The sequence below is a fragment of the Streptomyces sp. NPDC057010 genome, assembly GCF_042673805.1.
In the GTDB taxonomy this organism is placed as follows: domain Bacteria; phylum Actinomycetota; class Actinomycetes; order Streptomycetales; family Streptomycetaceae; genus Streptomyces.
In genome coordinates this window covers 1-25568 of sequence record NZ_JBHUSC010000076.1, presented here as the reverse complement: position 1 = coordinate 25568, position 25568 = coordinate 1, and the positions used below count along the sequence as shown (strand labels likewise).

General features: G+C 73.2%; 17 protein-coding genes. 8 read left to right on the top strand and 9 right to left on the bottom strand.

Annotated elements, in window-relative coordinates; genetic code table 11:
• Positions 1-26 precede the first annotated feature (26 nt).
• Positions 27-461: an Rv3235 family protein gene (locus ACFTXQ_RS34175; RefSeq protein ID WP_382648814.1), complete on the bottom strand. Its 435-nt coding sequence runs from the start codon at positions 459-461 to the stop codon at positions 27-29.
• 314 nt (positions 462-775) lie between these two features.
• Between ACFTXQ_RS34175 and ACFTXQ_RS34170 the strand changes: the two genes are divergently transcribed.
• The 4 genes from ACFTXQ_RS34170 (at position 776) to ACFTXQ_RS34155 (ending at position 8568) form a co-directional block, all read left to right on the top strand.
• Positions 776-1276, top strand: coding sequence for a DUF6912 family protein (locus tag ACFTXQ_RS34170; RefSeq protein WP_382648806.1), 501 nt, complete (start codon positions 776-778; stop codon positions 1274-1276).
• Positions 1273-1950 carry an HAD family hydrolase gene (locus tag ACFTXQ_RS34165; protein WP_382648803.1) on the top strand — a complete coding sequence of 226 codons (678 nt, stop codon included), beginning with the start codon at positions 1273-1275 and terminating at the stop codon, positions 1948-1950. The genes ACFTXQ_RS34170 and ACFTXQ_RS34165 overlap by 4 nt, the downstream gene beginning before the upstream one ends.
• Before the next feature lie 362 nt (positions 1951-2312).
• A complete protein-coding gene (locus ACFTXQ_RS34160) occupies positions 2313-7280 on the top strand; it encodes an NAD-glutamate dehydrogenase (RefSeq protein WP_382648801.1) in 4968 nt (1655 codons plus the stop codon).
• A gap of 286 nt (positions 7281-7566) precedes the next feature.
• A complete protein-coding gene (locus ACFTXQ_RS34155; RefSeq protein ID WP_382648798.1) occupies positions 7567-8568 on the top strand; it encodes a YncE family protein in 1002 nt (333 codons plus the stop codon).
• A gap of 92 nt (positions 8569-8660) precedes the next feature.
• Here ACFTXQ_RS34155 and ACFTXQ_RS34150 read toward each other — a convergent pair whose 3' ends face one another.
• Positions 8661-9434: an ABC transporter ATP-binding protein gene (locus ACFTXQ_RS34150; RefSeq protein ID WP_382648795.1), complete on the bottom strand. Its 774-nt coding sequence runs from the start codon at positions 9432-9434 to the stop codon at positions 8661-8663.
• Positions 9427-10335: an ABC transporter permease gene (locus ACFTXQ_RS34145; RefSeq protein WP_382648792.1), complete on the bottom strand. Its 909-nt coding sequence runs from the start codon at positions 10333-10335 to the stop codon at positions 9427-9429. The genes ACFTXQ_RS34150 and ACFTXQ_RS34145 overlap by 8 nt, the downstream gene beginning before the upstream one ends.
• A gap of 148 nt (positions 10336-10483) precedes the next feature.
• Between ACFTXQ_RS34145 and ACFTXQ_RS34140 the strand changes: the two genes are divergently transcribed.
• Positions 10484-11098, top strand: a complete 615-nt coding sequence (locus tag ACFTXQ_RS34140) for a TetR/AcrR family transcriptional regulator (protein ID WP_382648789.1) — start codon at positions 10484-10486, stop codon at positions 11096-11098.
• A 31-nt stretch (positions 11099-11129) separates the two neighbouring features.
• Here the strand turns inward: ACFTXQ_RS34140 and ACFTXQ_RS34135 are convergent, their stop codons facing one another.
• A complete protein-coding gene (locus ACFTXQ_RS34135) occupies positions 11130-12002 on the bottom strand; it encodes an MBL fold metallo-hydrolase (protein ID WP_382648786.1) in 873 nt (290 codons plus the stop codon).
• 131 nt (positions 12003-12133) lie between these two features.
• Here ACFTXQ_RS34135 and ACFTXQ_RS34130 point away from each other — a divergent pair, with 131 nt between their 5' ends.
• A complete protein-coding gene (locus ACFTXQ_RS34130) occupies positions 12134-12562 on the top strand; it encodes a MarR family winged helix-turn-helix transcriptional regulator (RefSeq protein ID WP_382648783.1) in 429 nt (142 codons plus the stop codon).
• A 33-nt stretch (positions 12563-12595) separates the two neighbouring features.
• On the opposite strand, the gene ACFTXQ_RS34125 is transcribed toward ACFTXQ_RS34130, so the two are convergent.
• From ACFTXQ_RS34125 to ACFTXQ_RS34105, 5 genes are all read right to left on the bottom strand, one after another.
• The gene (locus ACFTXQ_RS34125) at positions 12596-14845 is read right to left on the bottom strand and encodes a CDP-glycerol glycerophosphotransferase family protein (RefSeq protein WP_382648780.1); all 2250 of its coding nucleotides are present in this window, start codon (positions 14843-14845) and stop codon (positions 12596-12598) included.
• A 130-nt stretch (positions 14846-14975) separates the two neighbouring features.
• Positions 14976-15941, bottom strand: coding sequence for a carbohydrate ABC transporter permease (locus ACFTXQ_RS34120; RefSeq protein ID WP_382648778.1), 966 nt, complete (start codon positions 15939-15941; stop codon positions 14976-14978).
• On the bottom strand, positions 15938-17203 hold the full coding sequence (locus tag ACFTXQ_RS34115) for a carbohydrate ABC transporter permease (RefSeq protein ID WP_382648811.1): 1266 nt from the start codon (positions 17201-17203) through the stop codon (positions 15938-15940). The genes ACFTXQ_RS34120 and ACFTXQ_RS34115 overlap by 4 nt, the downstream gene beginning before the upstream one ends.
• 79 nt (positions 17204-17282) lie before the next feature.
• Positions 17283-18641, bottom strand: a complete 1359-nt coding sequence (locus ACFTXQ_RS34110) for an ABC transporter substrate-binding protein (RefSeq protein WP_382648775.1) — start codon at positions 18639-18641, stop codon at positions 17283-17285.
• 96 nt (positions 18642-18737) lie between these two features.
• The gene (locus tag ACFTXQ_RS34105; protein WP_382648808.1) at positions 18738-21818 is read right to left on the bottom strand and encodes an FHA domain-containing protein; all 3081 of its coding nucleotides are present in this window, start codon (positions 21816-21818) and stop codon (positions 18738-18740) included.
• Positions 21819-22234: 416 nt separating this feature from the next.
• Here ACFTXQ_RS34105 and ACFTXQ_RS34100 point away from each other — a divergent pair, with 416 nt between their 5' ends.
• Together ACFTXQ_RS34100 and ACFTXQ_RS34095 are read left to right on the top strand one after the other, a co-directional pair.
• The gene (locus ACFTXQ_RS34100; RefSeq protein WP_382648772.1) at positions 22235-23995 is read left to right on the top strand and encodes a protein kinase; all 1761 of its coding nucleotides are present in this window, start codon (positions 22235-22237) and stop codon (positions 23993-23995) included.
• 161 nt (positions 23996-24156) lie between these two features.
• Positions 24157-25407 carry a serine/threonine-protein kinase gene (locus ACFTXQ_RS34095; RefSeq protein ID WP_382648769.1) on the top strand — a complete coding sequence of 417 codons (1251 nt, stop codon included), beginning with the start codon at positions 24157-24159 and terminating at the stop codon, positions 25405-25407.
• The last annotated feature ends 161 nt before the right edge of the window (positions 25408-25568 follow it).

Below are 25568 nucleotides of genomic sequence, written 5' to 3'. Positions count from 1 at the left end.
CCGAGTGGTGTCCGGCCCCGGCCGCGTCATGGGCGCAGCCCCTGGATTTCCACCGCCGCGCAGCGCCAGCGGAGGTCCGGGCCCTGTTCGAGGCGGAAGGCCATCGCCGTCGTGCGCTCGCCCGTGGCGATGCGGGCGAAGGCCTCGATGACGCCCGGGCCCGGGGTGAAGCGGCCGCAGCCGCGGACGACCGGGCGCAGGTGGTCGCGCAGGGGGCTGGAAGGGGCCAGGACGACCAGCTGCTCGTAGGCGGGGCCGACGGTGTGGCCCAGGAGCGAGTGGACCGGGCGCAGCCCGCAGACGACCGCCAGCAGGCGTTCGGCGAACCAGTGGTGCGGACCCTGGTGCGGGGCGCGGGGCGGTGCCGAGGGGCCGCGCGGGTCGCGGCGTCCCGCGGGCCGGGTGCGGGCCGGGCCGCCCGGACGGCGGCCGCTGCCCTCGCCGCCGATCCTGCCGCGCATCGTGGTCTCCATGGTGGCCTCCCTCGCGATCTGCCCGTACCAATCGGTAACTTGGTGGATGGGGATCTTCTACGGGCGGCCGAACACGCTCCGCAACCGGACCGGGGCCTGCGTGAGGGGGCCCCGCGGGTTCACCTATCCGGGTGGCCCGCCGTTCCGCGGGCGGGCCCCGCGGTGCGCACGCGCGGACGGAGGTGGACGGCCCCGCGGCCGCCGCGGGCACCCCGAAGGGGTACGCAGGCCGTCACTCTGCCGATGGTCCGGCGGCCGGACGTATCCTGAGGGGGTTTTCCGACTACCGAAAGCAGCCGGCCATGCGCGTGTACGTCCCCCTGACCCTCCCCGGGCTCGCCGAGGCGCACAAGGCGGGTGAGCTGGGCCCCGGCCCGCTGCGGGCGTACGCCGTCACGCCCGGGCTGCGGGAGTGGTACGTCTCCGATGACATCGAGGAGCTGGAGTACGCCGCCCTCAGCCGGGCCGCCGCCGCCTCCCTGCGGCTGATCGCCGCCGATCCCGCCGCGCCGCGCCGGCGCGTCGTCGTGGCCCTGGACGTCGCCGACCGGGCCGCCACCGCCACGCCCGGGCTCGACGAGGCCACCCTCGGCCAGGTCGCCCTCGCCGAGGCCGTACGGCTGACCGTGGCCGCCGCCGTGCACGTCGACGCCGACGACGCCGAGGCGGACGTCGCCGCGGCCGCCGGCGCGATCGACGCCGCCGACCGCGGGGACGACGACGCGCAGTTCGTCGTCGACGGCGCCGAGGACCACGAGCTGCTCTGGTTCGGCGTGCAGGAGATTCCGGGGCTGCTGAAGTGACCTCCACGCACGCACGCGCGCCGCACATCGTCTGGGACTGGAACGGCACGCTGCTCCACGACATCGACGCCGTCATAGCCGCGACCAACGCCTCCTTCGCCGAGTTCGGCTTCCCGCCGATCACCCTGGAGACGTACCGCGACCTGTACGTCGTACCCGTGCCGAAGTTCTACGAACGGCTGATGGGGCGCCTGCCCACCGAGGACGAGTGGACGGTGATGGACGAGACGTTCCACCGCCACTACTGGGCCGCCGCCGAGGACGCCGGCCTCGCCGAGGGCGCCCGCGAGCTGCTCCAGGACTGGCAGCTGGCCGGGCTCACCCAGTCCCTGCTGTCCCTCGCGCCCCACGAGAAGCTCGTACCGCTCGTGCGGTCCCACGGCATCGACCGGCACTTCATCCGCGTCGACGGGCGGATCGGGCCCTCCCACACCTCCAAGGCGGGACACCTCGTACGTCATATGGCCGCCATGGAGGCCACCGGCGTGAGCGCCCGCCGTACGATCCTCATCGGAGACGCGGTGGACGACGCGCTCGCCGCCGCCCACGTGGGCGCGCGGGCCGTCCTCTACACGGGTGGTTCGCACAGCCGCAGCAGTCTGGAATCGGCCGGAGTTCCCGTCGTGGACACGCTGGCGGACGCCGTCCGCACCGCTCGCGAGCTGTCCGAATAGGTTCTGGCACGGGCGGGCGACCGCGTCACTGCGCACATCGTCAAACTTGCGTACACACTTTTGTACAGAACCGGCCGGTGACGTGGTGGGGGTCTGGCGAGATAGCCTTGTACCCGTGATCAGCGCGATAGTCATCGGGGGCGCCGAAGCCCCCGGCCTGCGCCCGGCGCACAACCGTGCCCGGGCCCTTGCTGATCTCCGCCACCGGGACCGGATGACGATGTCTCATTCCCTCCCGGTCGGCTCTCTCGACGGCATAGCGTCGATATCGATTCCGGACGGACACCCCGCCCCATCGCGGCGCTACGTCATTCCTTCCTTCACCTACGTCACGCAATGGCGCGCGACAGGAGCCAGAGGACATGCAGACCAAGCTGGACGAAGCAAAGGCCGAGCTGCTGACGCGGGCGGCCCGGGTAGCTGAGAACAGCCCGGCCGGGGGGCTACTTCCGACTGGGTCCGAGCAGGGGGAGCGTCCTGACCGGGACACCGTGCTCGCCTACCTCCAGCGCTACTACCTGCACACCGCCCCCGAGGACCTCTTGGACCGGGACCCGGTCGACGTGTTCGGGGCGGCGCTCTCGCACTACCGGCTCGCCGAGAACCGGCCGCAGGGCACCGCGAACGTTCGCGTGCAGACCCCCACGGTCGAGGAGAACGGCTGGACCTCCAGCCACTCCGTCGTCGAGGTCGTCACCGACGACATGCCGTTCCTCGTGGACTCCGTCACCAACGAGCTGTCCCGCCAGGGCCGCGGCATCCACGTCGTGATCCACCCGCAGGTCGTCGTCCGCCGTGACGTCACCGGCAAGCTGATCGAGATCCTCGGCCCGGACTGCGACGCCCACGGCCCCCGTACGGCGCGCCCCCACGACTCCCTCGTCGAGTCCTGGATCCACGTCGAGATCGACCGCGAGACCGACAAGGCCGACCTCAAGCAAATCACCGTCGACCTGCTGCGCGTCCTGTCCGACGTCCGCGAGTCCGTCGAGGACTGGGAGAAGATGCGCGAGGCCGCGCTGCGCATCGCCGACGGCCTGCCCGAGGAGCCCACCGCCCCGGACCTGCGCGAGTACGAGCTCGAAGAGGCCCGCGAGCTGCTGCGCTGGCTCGCCGACGACCACTTCACCTTCCTCGGCTACCGCGAGTACAACCTCGTCGACGGCGACTCCCTCGCCGCCGTCGCCGGCACCGGCCTCGGCATCCTGCGCTCCGACCCGCACCACAGCGGCAAGGACGACGGCCACCCGGTCTCGCCGTCCTTCAACCGGCTGCCCGCCGACGCCCGCGCCAAGGCGCGCGAGCACCGCCTGCTGGTGCTGACCAAGGCCAACAGCCGTTCCACCGTGCACCGCCCCTCGTACCTCGACTACGTCGGCGTCAAGAAGTTCGACGCCGAAGGCAACGTCGTCGGCGAGCGCCGCTTCCTCGGCCTGTTCTCCTCCGCCGCGTACACCGAGTCCGTGCGCCGCGTCCCGGTCATCCGCCGCAAGGTCACCGAGGTCCTCGAGGGCGCCGGCTTCGCGCCGTCCAGCCACGACGGCCGCGACCTGCTGCAGATCCTGGAGACCTACCCGCGCGACGAGCTGTTCCAGACCCCGGTCGACAAGCTCCGCGAGATCGTCACCTCCGTCCTGTACCTCCAGGAACGCCGCCGGCTGCGGCTGTACCTGCGCCAGGACGAGTACGGGCGCTACTACTCCGCGCTGGTCTACCTGCCGCGCGACCGCTTCACCACCGGTGTCCGGCTGCGTCTGATGGACATCCTCAGGGAGGAGCTCGACGGCATCAGCGTCGACTTCACCGCCTGGAACACCGAGTCGATCCTCTCCCGCATCCACTTCGTCGTCCGCGTCCCGCAGGGCAAGGAACTGCCCGTCCTCACCGACGCCGACGTCGAGCGCATCGAGGGCCGCCTCGTCGAAGCGGCCCGCTCCTGGGCCGACGGCTTCTCCGAGGCCCTGGTCGCCGAGCTCGGCGAGGAGCGCGCCGCGGAGCTGCTGCGCCGCTACGGCACCTCCTTCCCCGAGGGCTACAAGGCCGACCACTCGCCGCGCGCCGCCGTCGCCGACCTGTGCCACCTGGAGAAGCTCGCCGCCGGCGACCGCCCGTTCGCGCTCTCCCTGTACGAGCCGGTCGGCGCGGGCCCCGGCGAGCGCCGGTTCAAGATCTACCGCACCGGTGAGCAGGTCTCGCTCTCCGCGGTCCTGCCGGTGCTCCAGCGCCTGGGCGTCGAGGTCACCGACGAGCGCCCGTACGAGCTGCGCCGCTCCGACCGCGTCAGCGCCTGGATCTACGACTTCGGCCTGCGGATGCCGCTCGCCTCGGGCAACGGGGACTCGTACCTCGGTGACGACGCCCGCGAGCGCTTCCAGGAGGCCTTCGCGGCCGTCTGGACCGGCGAGGCCGAGAACGACAACTTCAACACCCTGGTGCTGAGCGCCGGGCTCACCTGGCGGCAGGCCGTCGTCCTGCGCGCGTACGCCAAGTACCTGCGCCAGGCCGGTTCCACCTTCAGCCAGGACTACATGGAGGACACCCTCCGCAACAACGTCCACACCACCCGGCTGCTGGTCTCCCTCTTCGAGGCCCGGATGGCGCCCGTCCGGCAGACCGCCGGCAGCGAGCTCGTCGACGCCATGCTGGAGGAGCTGGACGGTGCCCTGGACCAGGTCGCCTCGCTCGACGAGGACCGCATCCTGCGCGCCTTCCTCACCCTCATCAAGGCCACCCTGCGGACCAACTTCTTCCAGCTGAACTCCGCGGGCGAGCAGCACTCCTACATCTCGATGAAGTTCGACCCGCAGGCCATCCCGGACCTGCCGGCGCCGCGCCCGGCCTTCGAGATCTGGGTGTACTCCCCGCGCGTCGAGGGCGTCCACCTGCGCTTCGGCAAGGTCGCCCGAGGCGGCCTGCGCTGGTCCGACCGCCGCGAGGACTTCCGTACGGAGATCCTCGGCCTGGTCAAGGCGCAGATGGTCAAGAACACCGTCATCGTGCCGGTCGGCGCCAAGGGCGGCTTCGTCGCCAAGAACCTGCCGGACCCGTCGGTGGACCGCGACGCGTGGCTCGCCGAGGGCATCGCCTCGTACAAGATCTTCATCTCGGCGCTGCTCGACATCACCGACAACATGGTCGCCGGCGAGGTCGTGCCCCCGAAGGGCGTGGTCCGCCACGACGAGGACGACACCTACCTCGTCGTCGCCGCCGACAAGGGCACCGCGACCTTCTCCGACATCGCCAACGGGGTCGCGGAGTCCTACGGCTTCTGGCTGGGCGACGCCTTCGCCTCGGGCGGCTCGGCCGGCTACGACCACAAGGGCATGGGCATCACCGCCCGCGGCGCGTGGGAGTCCGTCAAGCGGCACTTCCGCGAGCTCGGCCACGACACCCAGACCCAGGACTTCACCGTCGTGGGTGTCGGCGACATGTCCGGTGACGTCTTCGGCAACGGCATGCTGCTCTCCGAGCACATCCGCCTGGTCGCCGCCTTCGACCACCGGCACATCTTCATCGACCCGAACCCGGACGCGGCCACCTCGTACGCCGAGCGCCGCCGCCTGTTCGAGCTGCCGCGCTCCTCGTGGGCCGACTACGACACCTCGCTGATCTCGGCGGGCGGCGGCATCCACCCGCGCACCGCGAAGGCCGTCCCGGTCACCGCGGCGATGCGCGAGGCCCTCGGCATCGAGGCGGGCGTCACGAAGATGACCCCGGCCGAGCTGATGCAGTCGATCCTCAAGGCCCCCGTGGACCTGGTGTGGAACGGCGGCATCGGCACGTACGTCAAGGCGAGCTCCGAGACGCACACCGACGTCGGCGACAAGGCCAACGACGCCATCCGCGTCAACGGCGCCGAAGTCCGCGCCAAGGTCATCGGCGAGGGCGGCAACCTGGGCCTGACCCAGCTCGGCCGCATCGAGTTCGCCCGCAGCGGCGCCGGCGGCGAGGGCGGCAAGGTCAACACCGACGCCATCGACAACAGCGCGGGCGTGGACACCTCCGACCACGAGGTGAACATCAAGATCCTGCTGAACGCGGTCGTCGCGGACGGCGACATGACCGTCAAGCAGCGCAACAAGCTGCTCGCCGAGATGACCGACGAGGTCGGCCGTCTCGTGCTGCGCAACAACTACGCGCAGAACACGGCGCTGGCCAACGGCGCGGCCCAGGCCCCCAGCCTGCTCCACGCGCAGCAGCGCTTCATGCGCCGCCTGGAACGCGAGGGTCTGCTCAACCGGGAGCTGGAGTTCCTGCCCACCGACCGGCAGATCCGCGAACTGCTCAACAACGGCAAGGGCCTGACCCAGCCGGAGCTGGCCGTCCTGTTCGCCTACACCAAGATCACGGTGGCGGACGAGCTCATCACCACCGGGCTGCCGGACGACCCGTACCTGCGCCGCCTGCTGCACGCGTACTTCCCGGGCGCCCTGCGCGAGAAGTTCCCCGAGCAGATCGACGGGCACGCGCTGCGCCGGGAGATCATCACCACCCTCCTGGTCAACGACACCGTCAACACCGGCGGTTCGACCTTCCTGCACCGCCTGCGCGAGGAGACCGGGGCCTCCCTGGAGGAGATCGTCCGGGCGCAGCTCGCGGCCCGCGAGATCTTCGGCCTGGCCGGGGTGTGGGACGCGGTCGAGGCCCTCGACAACAAGGTCGCGGCCAGTGTCCAGACGCGGGTGCGGCTGCACTCGCGGCGGCTGGTCGAGCGCGGTACCCGCTGGCTGCTGAACAACCGGCCGCAGCCGCTGGAGATCACCGAGACCATCGGCTTCTTCGCGGAGCGGGTGGGCCAGGTCTGGGACGAGCTGCCGAAGCTGGTGCGCGGTGCGGACCTGGAGTGGTACCAGTCGGTCATGGACGAGCTCGTCGGCGACGGCGTGCCGGAGGAGTTGGCGGCCAAGGTGGCCGGGTTCTCCTCCGCCTTCCCGACGCTCGACGTCGTCGCGATCTCGGACCGTACGGGTGTGGACCCGCTGGCCGTCGCCGAGGTGTACTACGACCTCGCCGACCGCCTCGACATCACCCAGCTGATGGACCGGATCATCGAGCTGCCGCGGGCCGACCGCTGGCAGTCCATGGCCCGCGCGTCGATCCGCGAGGACCTGTTCGCGGCGCACGCGGCGCTGACGGCCGACGTGCTGGCGGTGGGCAACGGCGATTCGACTCCCGAGGACCGCTTCAAGGCGTGGGAGGAGAAGAACGCCGCGATCATCGGGCGCGCGCGGACGACTCTGGACGAGATCCGGGGGTCGGACGACTTCGACCTGGCGAACCTGTCGGTGGCGATGCGGACGATGCGCAGCCTGCTGCGCGCGCACAGCTGATCGGCCCGACCTGCCGACGCAAAGGCCTCGGCCTCCGGATTGCTCCGGGGGCCGGGGCCTTTGACGTGTGCTTTACCCCGATCGGCACGCCTGGGATGGCGGGGACATGGCACCCCGCTGAGGATGCTCGTGACGGCCGACGCGCCAAGCGGGCCGTCTCTCACCCCCCACGCACCAGTTCACTGGAGATCCCATGCCCGTACCCCCCGAAAGCCATGAGAACGCGCCGGCCGGGCCTGCGACCGGGAAACCGTCGCAGCCGGGGCACCGGCGCCGAGCATGGCTGGTGGGCATCCTGACGGCAGCGTGCGCCGCATCGCTGCCGGGCGTCACCCCCCAGGCGGCAGCAGAAGGCAACCCCAAGCCCGGCCCCGCCACCCGTGCCTACGTGGCCAATGGCGCGGCGGACACGGTGTCGGTGATCGACGTCAACACCAACACCCTCCTCGCCACCGTCGCCGTCGGTGACACCCCGATCGACGTGGAGCTGGACCCCGGCCGTGCCCGCGCCTACGTGACCAATCGTGAGAGCGACTCGGTGACGGTGATCAACACCGACACCAACGCGGTGGTCACCACCATCACCGTCGGCAACGCCCCGTGGGAGGTGGCGGTGGACCCGGGCCGGGCCCGCGCCTACGTGGCCAACGCGGTCGACGGCTCGGTGTCGGTGATCAACACCGAGACGAACGCGGTGGAGACCGTCGTCCCCGTCGGCGCCGGACCCATCGGGGTGGCGGTGGACCCGGGCCGGGCCCGCGCCTACGTGACCAACGGCGACGACGACAACGTATCGGTGATCAACACCGAGACGAACGCGGTGTTGACCACGGTCCCGGTCGGCGATCGCCCGTTCTCGGTGGCGGTGGACCCGGATCGTGGCCGCGCCTACGTGGTCAACGAGTTCAGCAACTCGGTGTCGGTGATCGACACGGACGCGAACGCGGTGGTCGGCACCGTCACCGTCGGCGCCGTGCCGACCGGGGTGGCGGTGGACCCGGGCCGTGACCGTGCCTACGTGGTCAACAGCGACGACGACAACGTGTCGGTGATCAACACCGAGACGAACGCGGTGGTCACCAACGTCACGGTCGGCGACGAGCCGGCCCGGGTGGCGGTTGACCCGGCCGGTGCCCGGGCCTACGTGACCAACGGAGCGGACGACACGGCATCGGTGATCAACACCGACACCAACGAGGTGGTCGACACCCTCACCACAGGTGACGGGCCGGTCGGGGTGGCCATCCTGAACGTGCCGGGGAAGGGCAAGCCCAAGCCCAAGCCCTAGCCCTAGTACGAAGTCCCTGCGCCTGAGGGCAGGGACCACATGAAGCGGTAGGGGTGTCCGGGTCCGCCGGGCACCCCCTCCTGCTGCCGGAACTACCCGTTGCTGAAGGCCTCGTACGCGTCGCAGACCTCGCCGGCCGGCCCGTCCATGCGGAGCTCGCCCCGTTCCAGCCAGATCGCGCGGTCGCAGGTCTCGCGGACCGTGCCGATGCTGTGGCTGACCAGGAAGACCGTGCCCGCGGTGGCCCGCAGTTCCTCGATGCGGGCCTGGCTGCGGCGCTGGAAGGCCGCGTCGCCCGTGGCCAGGGCCTCGTCGATCATCAGGACCTCGTGGTCCTTGGCGGCGGCGATGGAGAAGCGCAGGCGGGCGCCCATGCCGGAGGAGTACGTGCGCATGGGCAGCGAGATGAAGTCGCCCTTCTCGTTGATTCCGGAGAAGTCGACGATGTCCCGGTAGCGGTCCTTGATCTGCTCGCGGGTCATGCCCATGGCGAGGCCGCCGAGGACGACGTTGCGCTCGCCGGTCAGGTCGTTCATCAGGGCGGCGTTCACGCCGAGGAGGGACGGCTGGCCCTGCGAGTAGACCGCGCCCCGCGCCACCGGCTGGAGGCCGGCGATGGCCTTGAGCAGGGTGGACTTGCCCGAGCCGTTGGAGCCGATCAGGCCGATGGCCTCGCCCTTGTACGCGGTGAAGCTGACGCCCTTGACGGCGTGCACCTCGCGGATGCCGGGCGCGGGCCTGCGGGAGAAGATCCGGCTGAGGGCCGCGGTGGCGCTGCCCTTGCGGGTGCCGCCGCCCTGGACCTTGTAGACGACGTGGACCTCGTCCGCGATCACCGTGGGGGACTTCGTGGTGGTGTCAGCCACGGCCGTATTCCTCCTCTGCCTTCCAGAAGTAGACGAAGCCGCCGACGCCGGCGAGCAGGGCCCAGCCGAGGGCGATCGGCCAGACGTGGGGCGGGAGCGCGTGCGCGGGGAAGCTGTCGATCAGGGCGAAGCGCATGAGGTCGATGTAGACGGAGGCCGGGTTGAGCTTGAGGGCCAGCGACACCCAGTGCGGGAGGTGGTCCGTGCTGAGCATCTGGTCGATGGACCACATGACGCCCGAGGAGTACATCCAGGTGCGCAGGACGAACGGCATCAGCTGGCTGACGTCCGGGCTCTTGCTGCCGATGCGGGCCATGACCATGGCGCAGCCGGCGGCGAAGACCGCCATGAGGAGGAGGGTGGGGACGGCCAGGAGCCAGGACGGGCCGGGGGTCTGGCCGAAGGCGAGCAGCAGGATGACCAGCGCGCCCATGGTGACGAGCAGCTGCTGGAAGAGCTGCACGACGGTGGAGATGGGCAGGCTCGCGCGGGGGAAGTGCAGGGCACGGACCAGGCCGAGGTTGCTGTGGACGGAGCGGGTGCCGGCGTTGACGGAGCTGCCGATGAAGTCCCAGACGAAGACGCCGGTGATCAGGAACGGCAGGTAGTCGGGCACGCCGTGGCTGGCGTGCATGACGATGCCGAAGATGAAGTAGTAGACCGCCGCGTTGAGCAGCGGGGTCACCAGGTGCCAGACCTGGCCGAGCTTCTCGGTGCTGTACTGCGCCTGCATGCGGGCGGTCGCGTAGGCGGTGACGAAGTGGCGGCGGCCCCAGAGCTGCGCCACGTAGCGGGGGAGCGTGGGGCGGGCGCCGCTGAGGGTCAGGCCGTGGGCGGCCGCGAGGGCCGCGCGCTCCGCGGAGGTCGTGGGGGCGGTCGCGGGTGCGGTTGCGGTGGTCACAGGGTTCGCTTTCGCCGGGGTCAGGGCGTCGCTCGACGATGGAACGGGTCCGTATCGTCGCTACGGCGAGGTTAGGGCAGTCCTGCGTCGGAACGCAACCGTATCGTCGTGACGGAAGGGTGACGGCGTGCGCGGCTATGCTCGGTGCATGACCACGGACCCCGCCGCCACCCCCGCCCGCCGTGCCCCCGCCGGGGCCGCCGTCCTGCGCGAGGACGTGACCGAGGCGATCCGGGAGGCGGTGGTCGAGGAGCTGGCCGCGGTCGGCTTCTCGAAGATGTCCATCGAGGGCATCGCCCGGCGGGCGGGCGTCGGCAAGACGGCGGTCTACCGGCGCTGGAAGTCGAAGCTGCACCTGGTGCTGGACCTGGTGGGCGCGTTCGCCGTCGACGGGCTGCCGGTGCCCTCGACCGGCTCGCTGTACGGGGACGTACGGGCCCTGCTGGAGGTCATGTCACACGTGCTGCGGCACCCGGTGGCCTCGGCGGTCATCCCCGACCTGCTGGTGGAGGCGGCGCGCAACCCGGAGATCGCGGAGGCGGTGCGCGGGGCGCTGCTCGACGGGCAGCGGCGGATGGCGGCGGGGATCGTGTCGGAGGCGGTCGCACGCGGCGAGCTGCGCGAGGGCACGGATCCGGAGCGGGCGCTGGACCTGGCGATCGGGCCGCTGTACTGGCGGCAGGTCGTCGTACGGGACGCCGTGCCGGGCGGGTACCTCGACGAGCTGGCCCGCTCCGTGGTGGCGGGCCTGCGCGCCGCGTAAGGCGTCTGGCGCCCGGGGCGCCTGCGGACGGTCAGGCGTCCACCGGACGCCAGGCCGGCCCCTCGCCGTCCTGCCGGACCTGCCCGAACACCACGTCGGCGAAGTGGCCGCCGAAGCCGATCGTGCCGGGCTCCGCCAGCTCGGCGACGAGCCGGCGGCGGTGGTCGGCGGTCCGGGCGGGGTCGTGGTCGAAGGCCACGGACCATTCGGGGTGGTCGATCTGGACCGGCGAGTGCACGGCGTCGCCGAAGGCGATCAGGCGCCGCCCGCCGCCGGTGATGACGTATTCGGCGTGCCCGGCGGTGTGGCCCGGGACGATCCGCGCCCGTACGCCGGGGAAGACCTCCTGCCCGTCGGTGATCGTCCGTACGTGCGGTGCGAGGGCCGCGACCTGCTCGGCGTCCAGGTGGTCCCGCCGCTCCCACTCCGGCTCGGAGACCAGGTAGTCGGCGTGGGCGAACGCGTACCGGTCGCCGCCGGGGGCGGGCAGGCACGTCCAGCCGACGTGGTCCGCGTGGAGGTGGGTGAGCGCCACCGCTTCGATGTCCTCGGGGCTGCGGCCGAGTTCGGCGAGGCTGTCCAAGAGCGCACCACCGCCGACCGTGTGGATGGGGCCGTCCGGAATCTCGTGCGCCTGGGGGCCGTAACCCGCGTCGATCAGCAGCGCGCGGTCGCCGTGCTCCACCAGCAGGCTGCCGATGCTCCCCACGAGGCGGCCCGTGGCGTCCAGGTACTCCGGGCGCGCGGCCCACGCCTCCTCGGTGGTGCCGGGGAGCACTTCCAGCGGCCGGAGCCGCACGTCGCCGTCCGGCAGGTAGGTCACCTTCGTGTCGCCCAGGCGTATCGAGCGGATTCCCGAGGGCCGGCGCAGTCGTTCGTTCGTAATCGCCGTCAAGTCCGCCATGGCTGCTCTCCTGTGAGTCGTCGTCAGCTCGCCGCAGTGCTCCCTGCGGCGACGGCGCCCACCATAAGCATCAAGTTGGAATCATTCAAGTTGTAAATATGTGGGCTTGATGGACTTGCTAGGGTGGTGGCATGACGACGCCCCCGCAGCCGCAGGTCATCGCCGAGCGCCAGCTGTGCGGGCTGGTGACTGGACTGGCCCACCGGATCACCGAGCACGTACGGGAGCGCGCCGCGGTCCTGGGCCTCACCGCCCCCCAGGCGACCGCACTGCGGGAGATGAGCGGGCCGATGACCATGCGGGAGCTCGCCGAACGCATGAGCTGCGAGCCCTCCAACACCACCTTCGTCGTCGACAAGCTGGAGAAGCAGGGCCTGATCGAGCGCCACCCGCACCCCACCGACCGCCGCGCCAAGCACCTCGTCCTCACCCCCGAGGGCACGGCACTGCGCGAACGCTTCCTCGACCTCCTTGCCGTGGACGCCCCGCTGTCCGGCCTCACCCCGCAGGAGCAGCGCGTCCTGCACGGCCTGCTGGAGCAGGTCATCACCTCGCGGTGACCCGGCGCCGCCGGCCGGTCCGGCTCAGGGCCGTCAGGGCCAGAGGCGGCCCGACGCCAGCGGCGCCAGGGCCGGGGCGGGCGCCGGGCGGCGGTCCTGCAGGGGGGTGATGGCCGGCACCGGCGTGGGCTGGCCGAGGAAGACGCGGCGGACCACGCGCTCCGCCGCGTGCCCGTCGTCGTACGAGCAGAAACGCGCCCGGAAGGCGGCCCGCAGCTGCGCCGAGCGGGAGCCCTGCCAGTGGCCGGTGGCGAAGATGTCGACCAGTTCGTCCTCGGTCCGGGCGATCGCCCCCGGCGGGAAGGCGCGCAGGTCGAAGTAGGTGCCGCGGGCGGCCTCGTACGCCTCCCAGTCGTCCGCGTGGATCACGATCGGCCGGTCCAGGACCGCGTAGTCGAACATCAGCGACGAATAGTCGGTGACCAGCGCGTCCGAGGCCAGGCAGAGCTCCTCCACCGAGGGGTGGGAGGAGACGTCCAGGAGGCGCGGGTGCGCCTCCCACGAGCGGTCCGTGTCCGCGTACGTCAGGTGGGTGCGCGTCAGGAGCGTGTAGCGCGGGCCCAGGTCCCGCAGGACCCGCTCGAAGTCCAGGTGGTCCGGCCGGCTGCGCCGGTAGTCGCGGTGCGTGGGCGCGTACAGGATCGCCGTCGAGCCCGCCGGGATGCCGAGCCGCTCGCGCAGTTCCAGGACGTCGGCCTCACCGGCCCGGTGGAAGACGTCGTTGCGGGGATAGCCGTATTCGAGGGTCGTGTACGAGGACGGGACCGCCCGCTCCCAGACCAGCGTGGAGTGGCGGTTCGCCGAGAGCAGGTAGTCCCACTGGTCCGCGCCGCGCAGCAGACCCGCGAAGTCCGTCGTGGGGGTGGCCGCCGGCCGGTCCTGGAGGTCGAGGCCCACCCGCTTGAGCGGGGTGCCGTGCTGGGTCTGGACCAGGACCTGGCCCGGGCGCTTGACGAGCGCGCGGTCGAAGTTGACGTTCGTGACCAGGTACGTGGCCCGGGCCAGGGCGGTCCAGTACGCCGCCGAGCCCGGCCGCAGCGCCGCCGTCTCCCGGGGCAGGGTCGAGGCGTGGGCCGGGTCGCAGATCCAGGCCGTCCGCATCCGCGGCGCCAGCTCCCGCAGCTTCGCCTCGATCGCCGCCGGGTTGCAGGCGTAGCCGCCGTGCCAGTACGCGGAGAACACCGCCAGCTCGGGGCGCAGCGGCAGCAGGCGCTGGATCCGGTAGTGCAGGCGCAGCGCGGTCTCGCGCAGGCCCCGCCAGAAGGACGAGGCGGCGCCGCCCGTGGTCACGGCGGCCGAGCGCAGCGCCGACAGCAGCCCGTACGTGCGCCGGACCCCCAGCCGCATCAGCGCGTGCCGCAGCCGGTCGGTGCGCGACAGGGACAGGGGGAGGGCCCCGCCGCCGCCCGGGGCCCGGTGGCGGCGCAGCAGCGCGGAGGCCCGCCGGAAGAACTCGGCGCGGGCGGCGCGCGGCAGGCGGCGCGGGTCGGCGTGGACGGTGCAGAGGTGCTGGGCCATCCGCCGGTGCAGGGCGGGGCGCCAGCGCTCCAGCTCGGGGCGGCTCGCGAGGTAGCCGAAGACCCGGTCGTACTGGTCGAGGACGTCCAGGTGGCGGCGGGTGGTGGTGGTCATGATCGAGCCGGTCCGCCGCTGGCGGTAGTGCACGCAGACCCGGTCCAGGACGGCGACGGACTCGGCGGCCAGCAGGGCCGGGTAGGTCCACGGGGTGTCCTCGTAGAAGCCCGGCGGGAATTCGAGGCCCTCGCGCTCCACGTACTCGCGCCGGTACGCCTTGTTCCACACCACCATCAGCATGCCGAGCAGCGCCGGGCGGTCGGCGAGCCGGAAGCTGGCCGGGCCGTCCTCGGAGAGGCGGTGGGAGAGCTCGTTGCGGACCAGTTCCCCGGTCCAGAAGGTGCGCGCGTAGTCGTAGACGAGGACGTCGGGGGAGCCGGTGGCCTTCAGCCGGTCGGTGATGGCCTGCAGGGCGCCGGGGGCGAGGGTGTCGTCGCCGTCGAGGAAGACCAGGTAGTCGCCCGTGGCCCGGGCCAGCCCCGCGTTGCGGGCCGGGCCCAGGCCGAGGTTGTGCGCCAGGTGCACGGCGGTGACCCGGGGGTCCCGCGCCGCGTACTCGTCGATGATCGAGCCGCAGGCGTCCGGGGAGGCGTCGTCGACCGCGATCAGTTCCAGATCCGGGTACGACTGCGTCAGGACCGAGTCCAGACTCTCCTGGAGGTACGCCTGGACCTTGTACGCGGGCACGATGACGCTGAACCGGGGCACGGCACATCCAGGGGTCGGCGGGCATATTGCACAGGAACCCCCGGCGTGGTGTTCGGGTTACGCAGCGTGCGGCAATCGGGTTACCCAGCGTCAACACCGCATGTCCGGCGCTTGTCGACGCACCGGCCGGTCACTTGACGGCGCCCGCCATCACCCCCGACACGAACTGCCGCTGGAACGCGAAGAAGACGACCAGCGGGACCACCATGGACAGGAAGGCTCCGGGCGCGAGCACGTCGATGTTGTTCCCGAACTGCCGTACCTGCTGCTGGAGCGCGACGGTGACGGGCGGGTGCGCCGAATCCGCGAAGACCAGCGCGACCAGCATGTCGTTCCACACCCAGAGGAACTGGAAGATCCCGAGCGAGGCGATCGCCGGGCCGCCCAGCGGGAGCACCACCCGGGCGAACAGCCGCAGTTCGCCCGCGCCGTCGAGGCGGGCCGCCTCCAGCAGCTCGCGCGGGATCTCCGCGAAGAAGTTGCGCAGCAGGAACACGGCGAAGGGCAGGCCGAAGGCGGTGTGGAAGAGGACCACGCCCGCGGTGGTCTCGAACAGCCCGATCGAGCCGAAGAGTTCGGAGACGGGGATCAGTGCCACCTGTACGGGCACGACGAGTAGCCCGACGACCATGAGGAAGAGCCAGTCCCGGCCGGGGAACTCCAGCCAGGCGAAGGCGTATCCGGCGAAGGCGCCGAGGGTCACCACGAGCAGGGTGGCCGGCACCGTGATCGCGACGGTGCTCAGGAGCGAGTCGGTGATCGTTTCGTTGGCCAGCAGCCGGGAGTAGTTGCCGGCCGTCAGCCGGGAGGGGGCGGTGAAGACCTGCCACCAGCCGGCCTTGTTGAGGTCGGTGGGGGAGAGGAAGGAGGAGATCAGCAGCCCGAGCGTAGGCATCAGCCAGAAGAGCGCGGCGCCGACCAGGAAGAGCCGTAGGGCTCCGCCGGAAAGCCGCGCCACCAGGCCGCCGGCGGTGCCGCCTGCGGCGGGCGCCGCGTTCGGGGGACGGCCCCCGGCTCGACCGGCCGGCGCCCGCTCGGCTGCCGCCGGTTCGGACGCGGGCCGTGTGGGGTCCGGCGGTGTGTCGGGACCGGTCATCGGGAGCGCTCCTTTCGCAGGCGGCGGATGTTCACCAGCATCACCGGGATCACCAGCACCAGCAGGAGGACGGCGATGGCGCTGCCCAGGCCCGGGTCGGCGTCCGTGCCGAAGGAGGTCCGGTACAGCTGGAGCGCGAGCACGTTCGCGTCGTCCTGCACCGCGCCCGGCGCGATCACGAAGACGAGGTCGAAGATCTTCATCACGTTGATGACGAGCGTGACGAGGACGACCACCAGCACGGGCGCCAGCACCGGCACGGTGATCCGGCGGAACACCTGCCACTCGTTCGCCCCGTCCACCCGGGCCGCCTCCAGCAGCTCCCGCGGAACGGCCGCCAGCCCGGCCCCGATCAGCACCATCGCGAAACCGGCCCACATCCATACGTACGCCCCGATGACCGCCGGGGTGACGAGCGTCGGGCCGAGCCACTCCACCCCCGCGTACGCCTCCCGGAAGTTCGACGCGGGCAGCCGCAGCCGCGCCCCGTCGGCCTTCGCGGACAGGGTGAAGGTGCCGTCGGCGCGGGCCCTCGCCGAGTCCACCACCCTGCCGTCCTTGACCGCCTCGATCCGCATCCCCGAGAAGCCCGACTCCGTGGGGTCGACCACGTTCGCCCGGCCGCCCCCGCCCCGCGTGAAGTCCTGCCAGACCGTGCCGGTGACCTTCCCCGGCTCGGGGGCGGGGCTGCCCGCCGTACGGGTCCCCTCCGGCAGGGCCTCCGGGGCCACCCCGACCAGCGGGAGCAGCGCCGGCACGCCCGCCCGTACGGGATCACGGGTCACGAAGGCACCGCCGCCCGCGTCCTCCAGCGGCGAGTCCCGGCCCGGGCGGGCCTTGGGGAACGCCGAGGACTCCGCGAAGGTGTCGTGCACCCCGACCCAGACCGCGTTGGCGACGCCCCGGTCGGGGTCGTGGTCGTAGACGAGCCGGAAGATGATGCCCGCCGCCAGCATCGAGATCGCCATCGGCATGAAGACGAGGAGCTTGAACGCCGTTCCCCAGCGCACCCGTTCGGTGAGCACCGCGAAGATCAGGCCGAGGGCGGTGGCGGTGGTGGGCGCCAGGACCACCCACACCGCCGTGTTCTTCAGGGCCGTGCGGATCGTGTCGTCGCTGAGGATCTCGCGGTAGTTGCCGGCGCCGACGAAAGAGCCGCCCGACCGGTCGAAGAAGCTGCGGTAGACCGAGTAGCCGATCGGGTGCACGACGAGCGCGCCGAGCAGCACGAGGGCCGGCAGGAGGAACGCCGCCGCTATCAGGCGGCGGCGCCGGGCCTCCGCGGAGCGCGCCGTCCGCCCCCTGCCGGGGCGGACGGCCGTGGCCGGGGCCGTCACGGGGCTAGTTCCCGTAGGCCTTGGCCGCGTCCGCCTCCAGTTTCGCCTGGGTGCCCGCCACGTCCGCCGGGTTCGCCAGGAAGTCCTGGAGGGCCTTCCACTCGCCGGCGCCCGGGGTCCCGCCGAAGGCCGCCGGAGCCTGGTCCGACATGTCGAAGCGGAAGTCGTCGCCCGCCGCGATCAGCGCCTTGGCGATGTCCCGCTGGATGTCGTTCGGGTACGCGGACGGGCTGACCGCCTTGTTCGGGGAGACGAAACCGCCCTGACGGGCCTGGATCTCGGCCGCCGCCGGCGAGGCCAGGAAGGTCAGCAGCGCCTGCGCGCCCTTCGACGGCTTCAGCGCGACCGCCACGTCACCGCCCGAGACCACCGGCGCCTTGGCCCCGACCGCCGGGAAGGGGAACACCAGGGCGTCCTTGCCGACCTTGGCCTCCGTCTGCGCGATGTTGACCGCCACGAAGTCGCCCTCGTAGACCATCGCGGCCGCCGGCCGGTCCCCGCCGGTGAAGGTCTGCGTCACCGACTTCGGGAACTCCGTGGCCAGGGCCCCGCTCGGGCCGCCCGCCAGGAAGTCCTTGCGCCCGAACAGCTCGGCCAGCGTGGTCAGCGCCTGCTTGACGCTGTCGTCCGTCCACTTGATCTGGTGCTTGGCCAACTGGTCGTACTTCTCCGGGCCCGCCTGGGAGAGGTAGACGTTCTCGAACCAGTCGGTGAGCGTCCAGCCGTCCGCACCCGCCACCGAGACCGCCGGCGTGCCCGAGGCCGAAAGGGTGTCGGCCGCGGTGATCAGCTCCTTCCAGGTGGTCGGGGGTTTGACCCCGGCCGCCTCGAAGGCCTTCGCGTTGTACCAGATCAGCGACTTGTTGGCGGCCTTGTAGTAGACGCCGTACTGGGTGCCGTCGACCGCGCCGAGCTTCTTCCAGCCCGCCGAGTAGTTCTTGTCGAGCTGCGCCTGGGCCTCCGGGCCCACCGGCTGCGCCCACTTGTTCTGCACCGCCGAGACCAGCGCCCCGACCTGCGGGAGCAGCGCCACGTCCGGCGGCTGCCCGCCCGCGATCTTCGAACCGAGGAAGGTGACGATCGGGTCCTGGGCCGGTACGAAGGTGACGGAGGCGCCCGTCCGCTTCTCGAACTCCTTCAGGACCTTGGTGAAGTTCTCCTGCTCGGGGCCCGTCCAGACCGCCGCGACCTCCAGCTTCTCGCCGGTCAGCTGCGGTAAGGCCAGCTCCGGGACCGAGACCGTGCCGCCGTCGGTCGGTTCCTTCGCCTCGCCGTCCCCGCCGCACGCGGTGAGGACGAGGGTGCCCGCTGCCGCGAGCGCCGCCCAGCTGAGTGTCGTACGGCTCGTTCCGTGCCTGCGCATGGCTGTGCCCCCGATGCCCGTGGTGTGTCCCGGACCACAAGGTCTACGCCGACCCGCCCGCCCCCGCAATACCGCCTCGCGGGCGCGCGGTGCAGGTTACGGCGCGGGTGGGAACAGCACGGGTATCGCCGAGACCAGGTGCGAGGCCCGGTCCAGGGCGCTGGCCAGCAGCGCGAGGTCGGTCGGGCCGTTGCCCAGCTCACGCACCGGGCGGCGGGCCGGTGGATCGCCCATCCGCTCCCACTCCACCGGGACCACAGTCGGCCTCTGGGTCGCCGTCCGCGGGATCCGGCCGGTGACCCGGCCGGCCTGGAACGGCACCGTCCGGCCGTCCGCGTACCGGAGCAGGCCGCGGCCCGGGCCCGGCTGGTCGGGGGCGTCGAGCTCCACGCGCAGGGTCGTCAGCCGGGCCAGCCCGGTCTCGGCCGTACGGTCCGGGCGGGCGGTGGTCGCGACCAGGTGCACGCCGAGCCGGGCGCCCTCACGGGCCACCGCCTCCAGGATGCGGACGACCGAGCCGGCGGCGGGCCGGCCCGTGCTGCCGAGGCCGGGCGCGACCAGCGCGTCGAAGTCGTCGACCAGGACCACCAGCCGGGGCAGCGGACTCGCCGCGGCCGGCTCGGCCCGGGTGACGGAGGCGCGCAGCCGCAGGGTGCCCGAGCGCAGGGGGTCGAGGTCGCCGAGCTGCTCGCCCGGGGAGGGCTGGCGGGGCGACACCATCCGGTCGGACAGTTCACGCCCGGCGTGCCAGTCGGAGAACGCCACGCCGTCGAGCAGCTCGTGGCGGCGCTTGAGCTCCGCGCCCAGCGCCTGCGCGAACTCGCGCATGCGCAGCGGATCGGAGGCCACCAGGTGCGCGGAGACGTGCGGGAGTTCGGTGCAGGGCAGCAGCCCGTCGCCGCGCTCGCCGCCGGCCCCGTCGAGGAGGACCAGCCCCAGCCGGTCGGGCCGGGCGGCCGAGGACAGCGAGGCCGCGACCGAGCGCAGCAGCTCGGTGCGGCCGCTGCCGGCGGGGCCCTCGATGAGCAGGTGCGGGCCGTCGTGGACCAGCTCGGCGCCGACCGCGCCGCGCCGCCCGCTGCCCAGCACGATCTCGGCCAGTCCGCCCACGGCCTGCCCTTGGTCGGTGGCCGCGGCCCAACGGGCCATCAGGGAGGCCGGGGTGGCCCGGGCCAGCCCGAGCTCGTCCAGCAGCCGGGCGGTGGCGGGCAGGGTGGCGGCGGCCGGCCGGTACGGCTCGGCGGGGCCGCCGTCGGCCCGCAGGGGCGCCAGCGCCCGGGCGAACCGCTCCGCCCAGGCCGCGGAGACGGCGTCGGCGGTGGCGGTGTCGCCGACCGGGCCGGGCCGGCCGCCGCGGACCGCGAAGGTCCGTACGGCCGTGGCGACGTCCCCGCTCAGCAGGGCGACGGTGGCGCAGTCCCGGAACGCGGGGGTGCTCGCGCAGGCGGCCTCGTACGTCTCGGCGACGGGTGAGGCCGGTGTGGCGGCCGGTGCCTCGGCGAGCGCCAGTACGTGGATCCCGGCGGCGGGGCCGTGCGAGGCGAGCCGGCCGGTGATGTCGCGCAGGGCGCCCGCGCCGGGGTCCCCGTCCATGACGAGGAGGGTGTAGGGCCCTTCGTACGCGGCGGCGGCCTGCCGCACCTGCTCGGCATCGGCGGCGGCCCAGTTGGCGCCGAGCGGGCCGTCGTCGAGGCGCCGGGTCAGCTCACCGGCGCGGGCGGCGGCCTGGTCGCGGTCGTACGCGAGCAGCAGCCGGCAGTCCTGGCCGTGCGCGGGGCGTACGTGGGGGAGCCAGCCGAGCCAGCCCCAGTCGCGGCGCCGGTCGGCGAGGGGCCGGGCCCGGTCCGTGGAGACGAGCACGATCTCCAGCTGCCCCGGGGAGTGCAGCCCCGCGAGCTGCGCGACGGCCCAGCGGGCCACTCCGGCGAGGCGGGGCCGGGGGCCCGCGATGCCGAGGGCGCCGACGCCGCGCAGGGCGACCCGGCTGCCGGCCCCGAGCCCCAGTTCCAGCACGGCGGGGTGCCCGGGGGTGCGCGACCAGAGCCGGGCGGTGGGCCCCAGCGCGGCCAGCAGCAGCGCGGCGGGGTCGTCCGGATCGGGCACGGCCGCGACGGCGACGGCCGGCTCGGCCACCGCCTCCGCGGCCTCCTCCCCCCGCACCCACTTCCGGGCCCAGGCTCCGAGCCCCTTCCGCCGCCCACCACCGGCCCCGCCGGCCGGGCCGGAGGCGTCGGGGTGCGCGGGGCGGAGCCCCGCCTGGTCGGGGTCGGGGGCGGAGCCCCCGTTTCGGGAAGGGGCGGGGTGGGGGAAAGTACCGTACGGTTGCCCGCTGCCGCTGCCGCTGCCGCTGCCGCTGCCGCTGCCGCTGCCCGCCGCCGCGCCGGCACCGCCGTGCCCGCCCGCGCCGTGCTCAAGCCCGCTCCCGGGCCCCCAGCCCGCGCCGGAGGCGTCCCCGGCCGAGCCGGACCCGTACCCCCCGCCGGAGGCGGACCGGGGCCCCCCGTCGGAGCCGGCGGCAGCCGAGGGGCGGGGGAGGGCGAGGTGGCCCTCCAGGTCCGAGGACACCGCCAGGGGAGCGGCCCCCGTCCCCGCCGGGGCGAGCCGCAGCGTGGACTCGCCCACCCGCAGCAGCGCCCCCGCCGGCAGGGCCACCGGCTGGGGGCCCACCGGGGCGCCGTCCAGCGTGGTGCCGTTCGTCGAGTCCAGGTCGGCCACCGCCACCCGCCCGTCCCCCAGCACCGTCACCGCGCAGTGCAGCCGGGACACGTCGGGGTCGTCCAGCGGGACATCGGCGTCGGCGGACCGCCCGACCCGGATCTGCCCGCTGTGCAGCAGGTGCACGCCGCCCGCGTCCGGCCCGGACACCACGTGCAGCTGGGGCGCGCCGAGGCTCTCCTCCGGCAGGACGTCCGGCACCGGCCCGTGCAGCGCGAGCACCGCCCCGTCCACGAGCGGCGGCTCCCCCAGCACCCGCCGCTGGAGGTCGAGCCGCTCGGCGCCGGCGTAGAGGATGACCGTGCCCCCCGTGTCGGGCCCGCCGACCGTCGCCGCGAGCCCGGAGGCGACCGCGGCCAGCGCGGTTCCGGCGGGCGCGGTGACGAGTACGTCACAGCTCACGGGTGCGGTCGCGGTCTGGTGGCCGCTGCGCGACCCAAGGACGGTCAGCCGGATCTGCATCGCCGTCAGCGGTCCCTTCTGCGCGGTGCGCGGTGTGTGCGCCCGGCAGGGGGAAGTCCCGGACATGGCTGCCCGCTCACACCCCCCACCCGGCACGGACGCGTCGTCCGGTCAGGTCTGCCGGAAGGCGGGGCTCCCGTCCCGTGCCGTTCCGTACGGGTGCATCCTCGCACCTGTCGCCGACAACACGCCCGGCACCCGCCAACAAATGATCTTGATCGGTCGCGGGCCGCAACGGAAGCGAGGAAAGCAGAGGAAAATCGCCTCCGGCATACCCCCCAAACGTCACTCTTCGTACATATGTGCGGCAACCAACCTCCGGCACCCGACGTCTTCCACAGGGACACCCCATAGAGTGGGCCGGAAAACCCACCAGCGGACCGACCACAGCAGACGACAGCAGGGGAGCGCGAGACGTGCGGCCAGTCGGCAGCAAATATCTGCTCGAGGAGCCGCTCGGGCGCGGCGCCACGGGCACTGTCTGGCGTGCCCGCCAGAGGGAGACCGCCGGCGCCGAGGCGGCCGTCGCCGGGCAGCCCGGCGAGACCGTGGCCATCAAGGTCCTCAAGGAGGAGCTGGCCCAGGACGCGGACATCGTCATGCGCTTCCTGCGCGAGCGCTCCGTCCTGCTGCGCCTGACGCACCCCAACATCGTGCGCACCCGCGACCTCGTCGTCGAGGGCGATCTGCTGGCCCTGGTCATGGACCTGATCGACGGCCCGGACCTGCACAAGTACCTCCGCGAGAACGGCCCCTTCACCCCCGTCGCGGCGGCCCTGCTCACCGCCCAGATCGCGGACGCGCTCGCCGCCAGCCACGCCGACGGCGTCGTCCACCGCGACCTGAAGCCCGCCAACGTCCTGGTCGACGAGCGCGGCGGCCAGATGAAGCCGATGCTCACCGACTTCGGCATCGCCCGCCTCGCCGACTCCCCGGGGCTGACCCGCACCCACGAGTTCGTCGGCACCCCGGCCTACGTCGCGCCCGAGTCCGCCGAGGGCCGCCCGCAGACCTCCGCCGTCGACATCTACGGCGCCGGCATCCTGCTCTACGAACTCCTCACCGGCCGCCCGCCCTTCGCCGGCGGCACGGCGCTCGAAGTCCTGCACCGCCACCTCAGCGAGGACCCGCAGCGCCCCCCGACCGTGCCCGAGGCGCTGTGGACCGTCATCGAGCGGTGCCTGCGCAAGGAGCCGAACGAGCGCCCCAGCGCCGAGAACCTGGCCCGCGGCCTGCGCGTGGTCGCCTCCGGCATCGGCGTGCACAGCGCCCCCTCCGAGGTGGAGGCCGCCCTCGGCGTCGGCGCGCTGCTCGCCCCCGACCCCTCGCCCGCGCCCGTACCCGGCACCCCGGGTCCCGCGGACGCCACCCAGGTCCTGCCCGGCGGCGGGGGCGCCGCCTCGCCCATGGGCGCCTACGACCCGAACGCCATGACCAGCGTCATGCCGCCGGTCGGCGCGAACGACGCCACCTCCGTGCTGCCGAGCACCGGTCCCGCCGGGGCCGACCCGACCTCGGTGATGCCGCCGGTGGAGCGCCCGGACCAGCCGCACCCGTGGCAGTCGCAGATGGCCGCCGCCCGCGACCGCAACGAGCAGACGCAGATGCAGTACCTCGACCCGAGCGAGGACCCGCTGCGCCGCCGCCCGCAGCGCCAGGCGCCCCCGCCGCCGCAGTACCAGCCGCAGCAGCCGCCGCCCCCGCAGCAGTACCGGCAGCCGCCGCAGCAGCAGTACCAGCAGGGTCAGTACCAGCAGCCGCAGCAGCCGCAGTACCGGCAGCCGCCGCCGCAGCAGTACGCGCCCCCGCCGCAGCCCCAGCAGTACCAGCCGCAGCAGCACCAGCCCTACCAGCAGCCGCAGGCCCCCCGGCAGCAGCCCCCGCAGGGTCCGCCGCCCCGGCAGCAGGTTCCCCGCGAGCCGCGCGAGCCGCGCCGCCGCAGCGCCAACCCGGTGCGGATCCCCGGCCTCGGCTGCCTCAAGGGCTGCCTGGTCATGATCCTGGTGTTCTTCGTGGCGGGTTGGCTCATCTGGAAGCTGACCCCGCTCCCGGAGTGGATCGGCACCGGCAAGAGCTGGTGGGACCAGCTGTGGACCTGGGGCTCCGACATCGTCGACTGGATCGGCGCCCTCGGGGATGCCGCGGAGTCCACGGGTTCGGGGTCCGGCAAGCCCTGAACAGAGCCCCGTAGCGCCGAGTTCGTGGATTTGTCGACTTCTGGGACATGTTTTCGCCCGCAGAAGTGAAGGTCGCCGCGAATCCGGCCCCCTGCTGGCCCTCAACCCCCACCCGGCCGCGTAGCTTTGGGTGCGTTGGGCCAGCCGCTGAGGGAGCAGTCGTGGCACGGAAGATCGGCAGCCGGTACACCGCGCACCAGATCCTGGGGCGCGGCAGCGCGGGCACGGTGTGGCTGGGCGAGGGGCCTGACGGGCCCGTCGCCGTCAAGCTGCTGCGCGAGGACCTCGCGTCCGACCAGGAGCTGGTCGGACGCTTCGTCCAGGAGCGCAGCGCGCTGCTCGGCCTGGAGCACCCGCACGTGGTCTCCGTCCGCGACCTCGTCGTCGACGGCAACGACCTCGCCCTCGTCATGGACCTCGTACGCGGTACGGACCTGCGCACGCGCCTCGACCGCGAGCGCCGGCTCGCCCCCGAGGCGGCCGTGGCGATCGTCGCGGACGTGGCCGACGCGCTGGCCGCGGCGCACGCGGCCGGGGTGGTCCACCGGGACGTCAAGCCGGAGAACGTCCTGCTGGACATGCAGGGGCCGCTCGGGCCGGGCGGCGCGCATCCGGCGCTGCTGACCGACTTCGGGGTGGCCAAGCTGATCGACACCCCGCGGCGGGCCGCCGGGGTCCGGGTGTCGGCCCCCACCACCCGGATCATCGGGACACCGGACTACCTGGCGCCGGAGATCGTGGAGGGCCTGCCCCCGCGGGCGGCGGTCGACATATACGCCCTGGCCACCGTGCTGTACGAGCTGCTGGCCGGTTTCACGCCGTTCGGCGGGGGGCACCCGGGTGCGGTGCTGCGGCGGCACGTCACGGAGACCGTCGTCCCCCTCCCCGGGATCCCCGACGAGCTGTGGCAGCTGATCGTGCAGTGCCTGGCGAAGGCCCCGGCCTCGCGGCTGCGGGCCTCGGAGCTCTCGGTCCGGCTGCGGGACCTGCTGCCGCTGCTGGCGGGGATGCCGCCGCTGGACGTGGACGAGCCGGACGACGCCGATCCGGAGCCGGGTCCTTCGGACGAGCCGGCCGCGGATCCCGTACGGCGGCGGGGCGTGGTCCCGCTCGTCCCCGGCTCCGCGACGGACTCCAACCGGGACACGCACACCTCGATGCGGGTGCCGGGGCCGGACGAGCTGGCGGGCGGTGCGCTGGGCACCGCCCGGGTCCCCCGCCCGGCCGGGGGCCACCGGCCGGGCTCCGCCCGGCACCGGGCGGAGGCGGCCCGCAAGCGGCGGCTGGTGCTCACCGCATCGGCGGCGGCCCTTGCGGTCGCGATCGGCCTGGGCACGTGGTTCGCCGTGTCCGACGGGGACGCCCCGCCGCCGCCCCAGGACGGCAAGCACTCGGCCCCCGCCAAGCCGTAGGGCTGCCGCCGGGTGCGGTGACTCCGGTGCGGCGCCGCTCCCGGGGCTCCGCCCCGGCCCCCGCGCCTCAAACGCCGGCGAGGCTGGATTCGCCTCCGGCGGCGCCTCAAACGCCGGCGGGGCTGAGTTTGCCCACCCGGCCGCGCCAGGCAACCCCCGCC

Bases quoted from the DNA above. Each gene is read 5' to 3' on its own strand.
- ACFTXQ_RS34175 (WP_382648814.1), bottom strand. From the start codon at position 461: ATGCGCGGCAGGATCGGCGGCGAGGGCAGCGGCCGCCGTCCGGGCGGC.
- ACFTXQ_RS34170 (WP_382648806.1), top strand. From the start codon at position 776: ATGCGCGTGTACGTCCCCCTGACCCTCCCCGGGCTCGCCGAGGCGCAC.
- ACFTXQ_RS34160 (WP_382648801.1), top strand. From the start codon at position 2,313: ATGCAGACCAAGCTGGACGAAGCAAAGGCCGAGCTGCTGACGCGGGCG.
- ACFTXQ_RS34140 (WP_382648789.1), top strand. From the start codon at position 10,484: ATGACCACGGACCCCGCCGCCACCCCCGCCCGCCGTGCCCCCGCCGGG.
- ACFTXQ_RS34135 (WP_382648786.1), bottom strand. From the start codon at position 12,002: ATGGCGGACTTGACGGCGATTACGAACGAACGACTGCGCCGGCCCTCG.
- ACFTXQ_RS34130 (WP_382648783.1), top strand. From the start codon at position 12,134: ATGACGACGCCCCCGCAGCCGCAGGTCATCGCCGAGCGCCAGCTGTGC.
- ACFTXQ_RS34120 (WP_382648778.1), bottom strand. From the start codon at position 15,941: ATGACCGGTCCCGACACACCGCCGGACCCCACACGGCCCGCGTCCGAA.
- ACFTXQ_RS34110 (WP_382648775.1), bottom strand. From the start codon at position 18,641: ATGCGCAGGCACGGAACGAGCCGTACGACACTCAGCTGGGCGGCGCTC.
- ACFTXQ_RS34105 (WP_382648808.1), bottom strand. From the start codon at position 21,818: ATGCAGATCCGGCTGACCGTCCTTGGGTCGCGCAGCGGCCACCAGACC.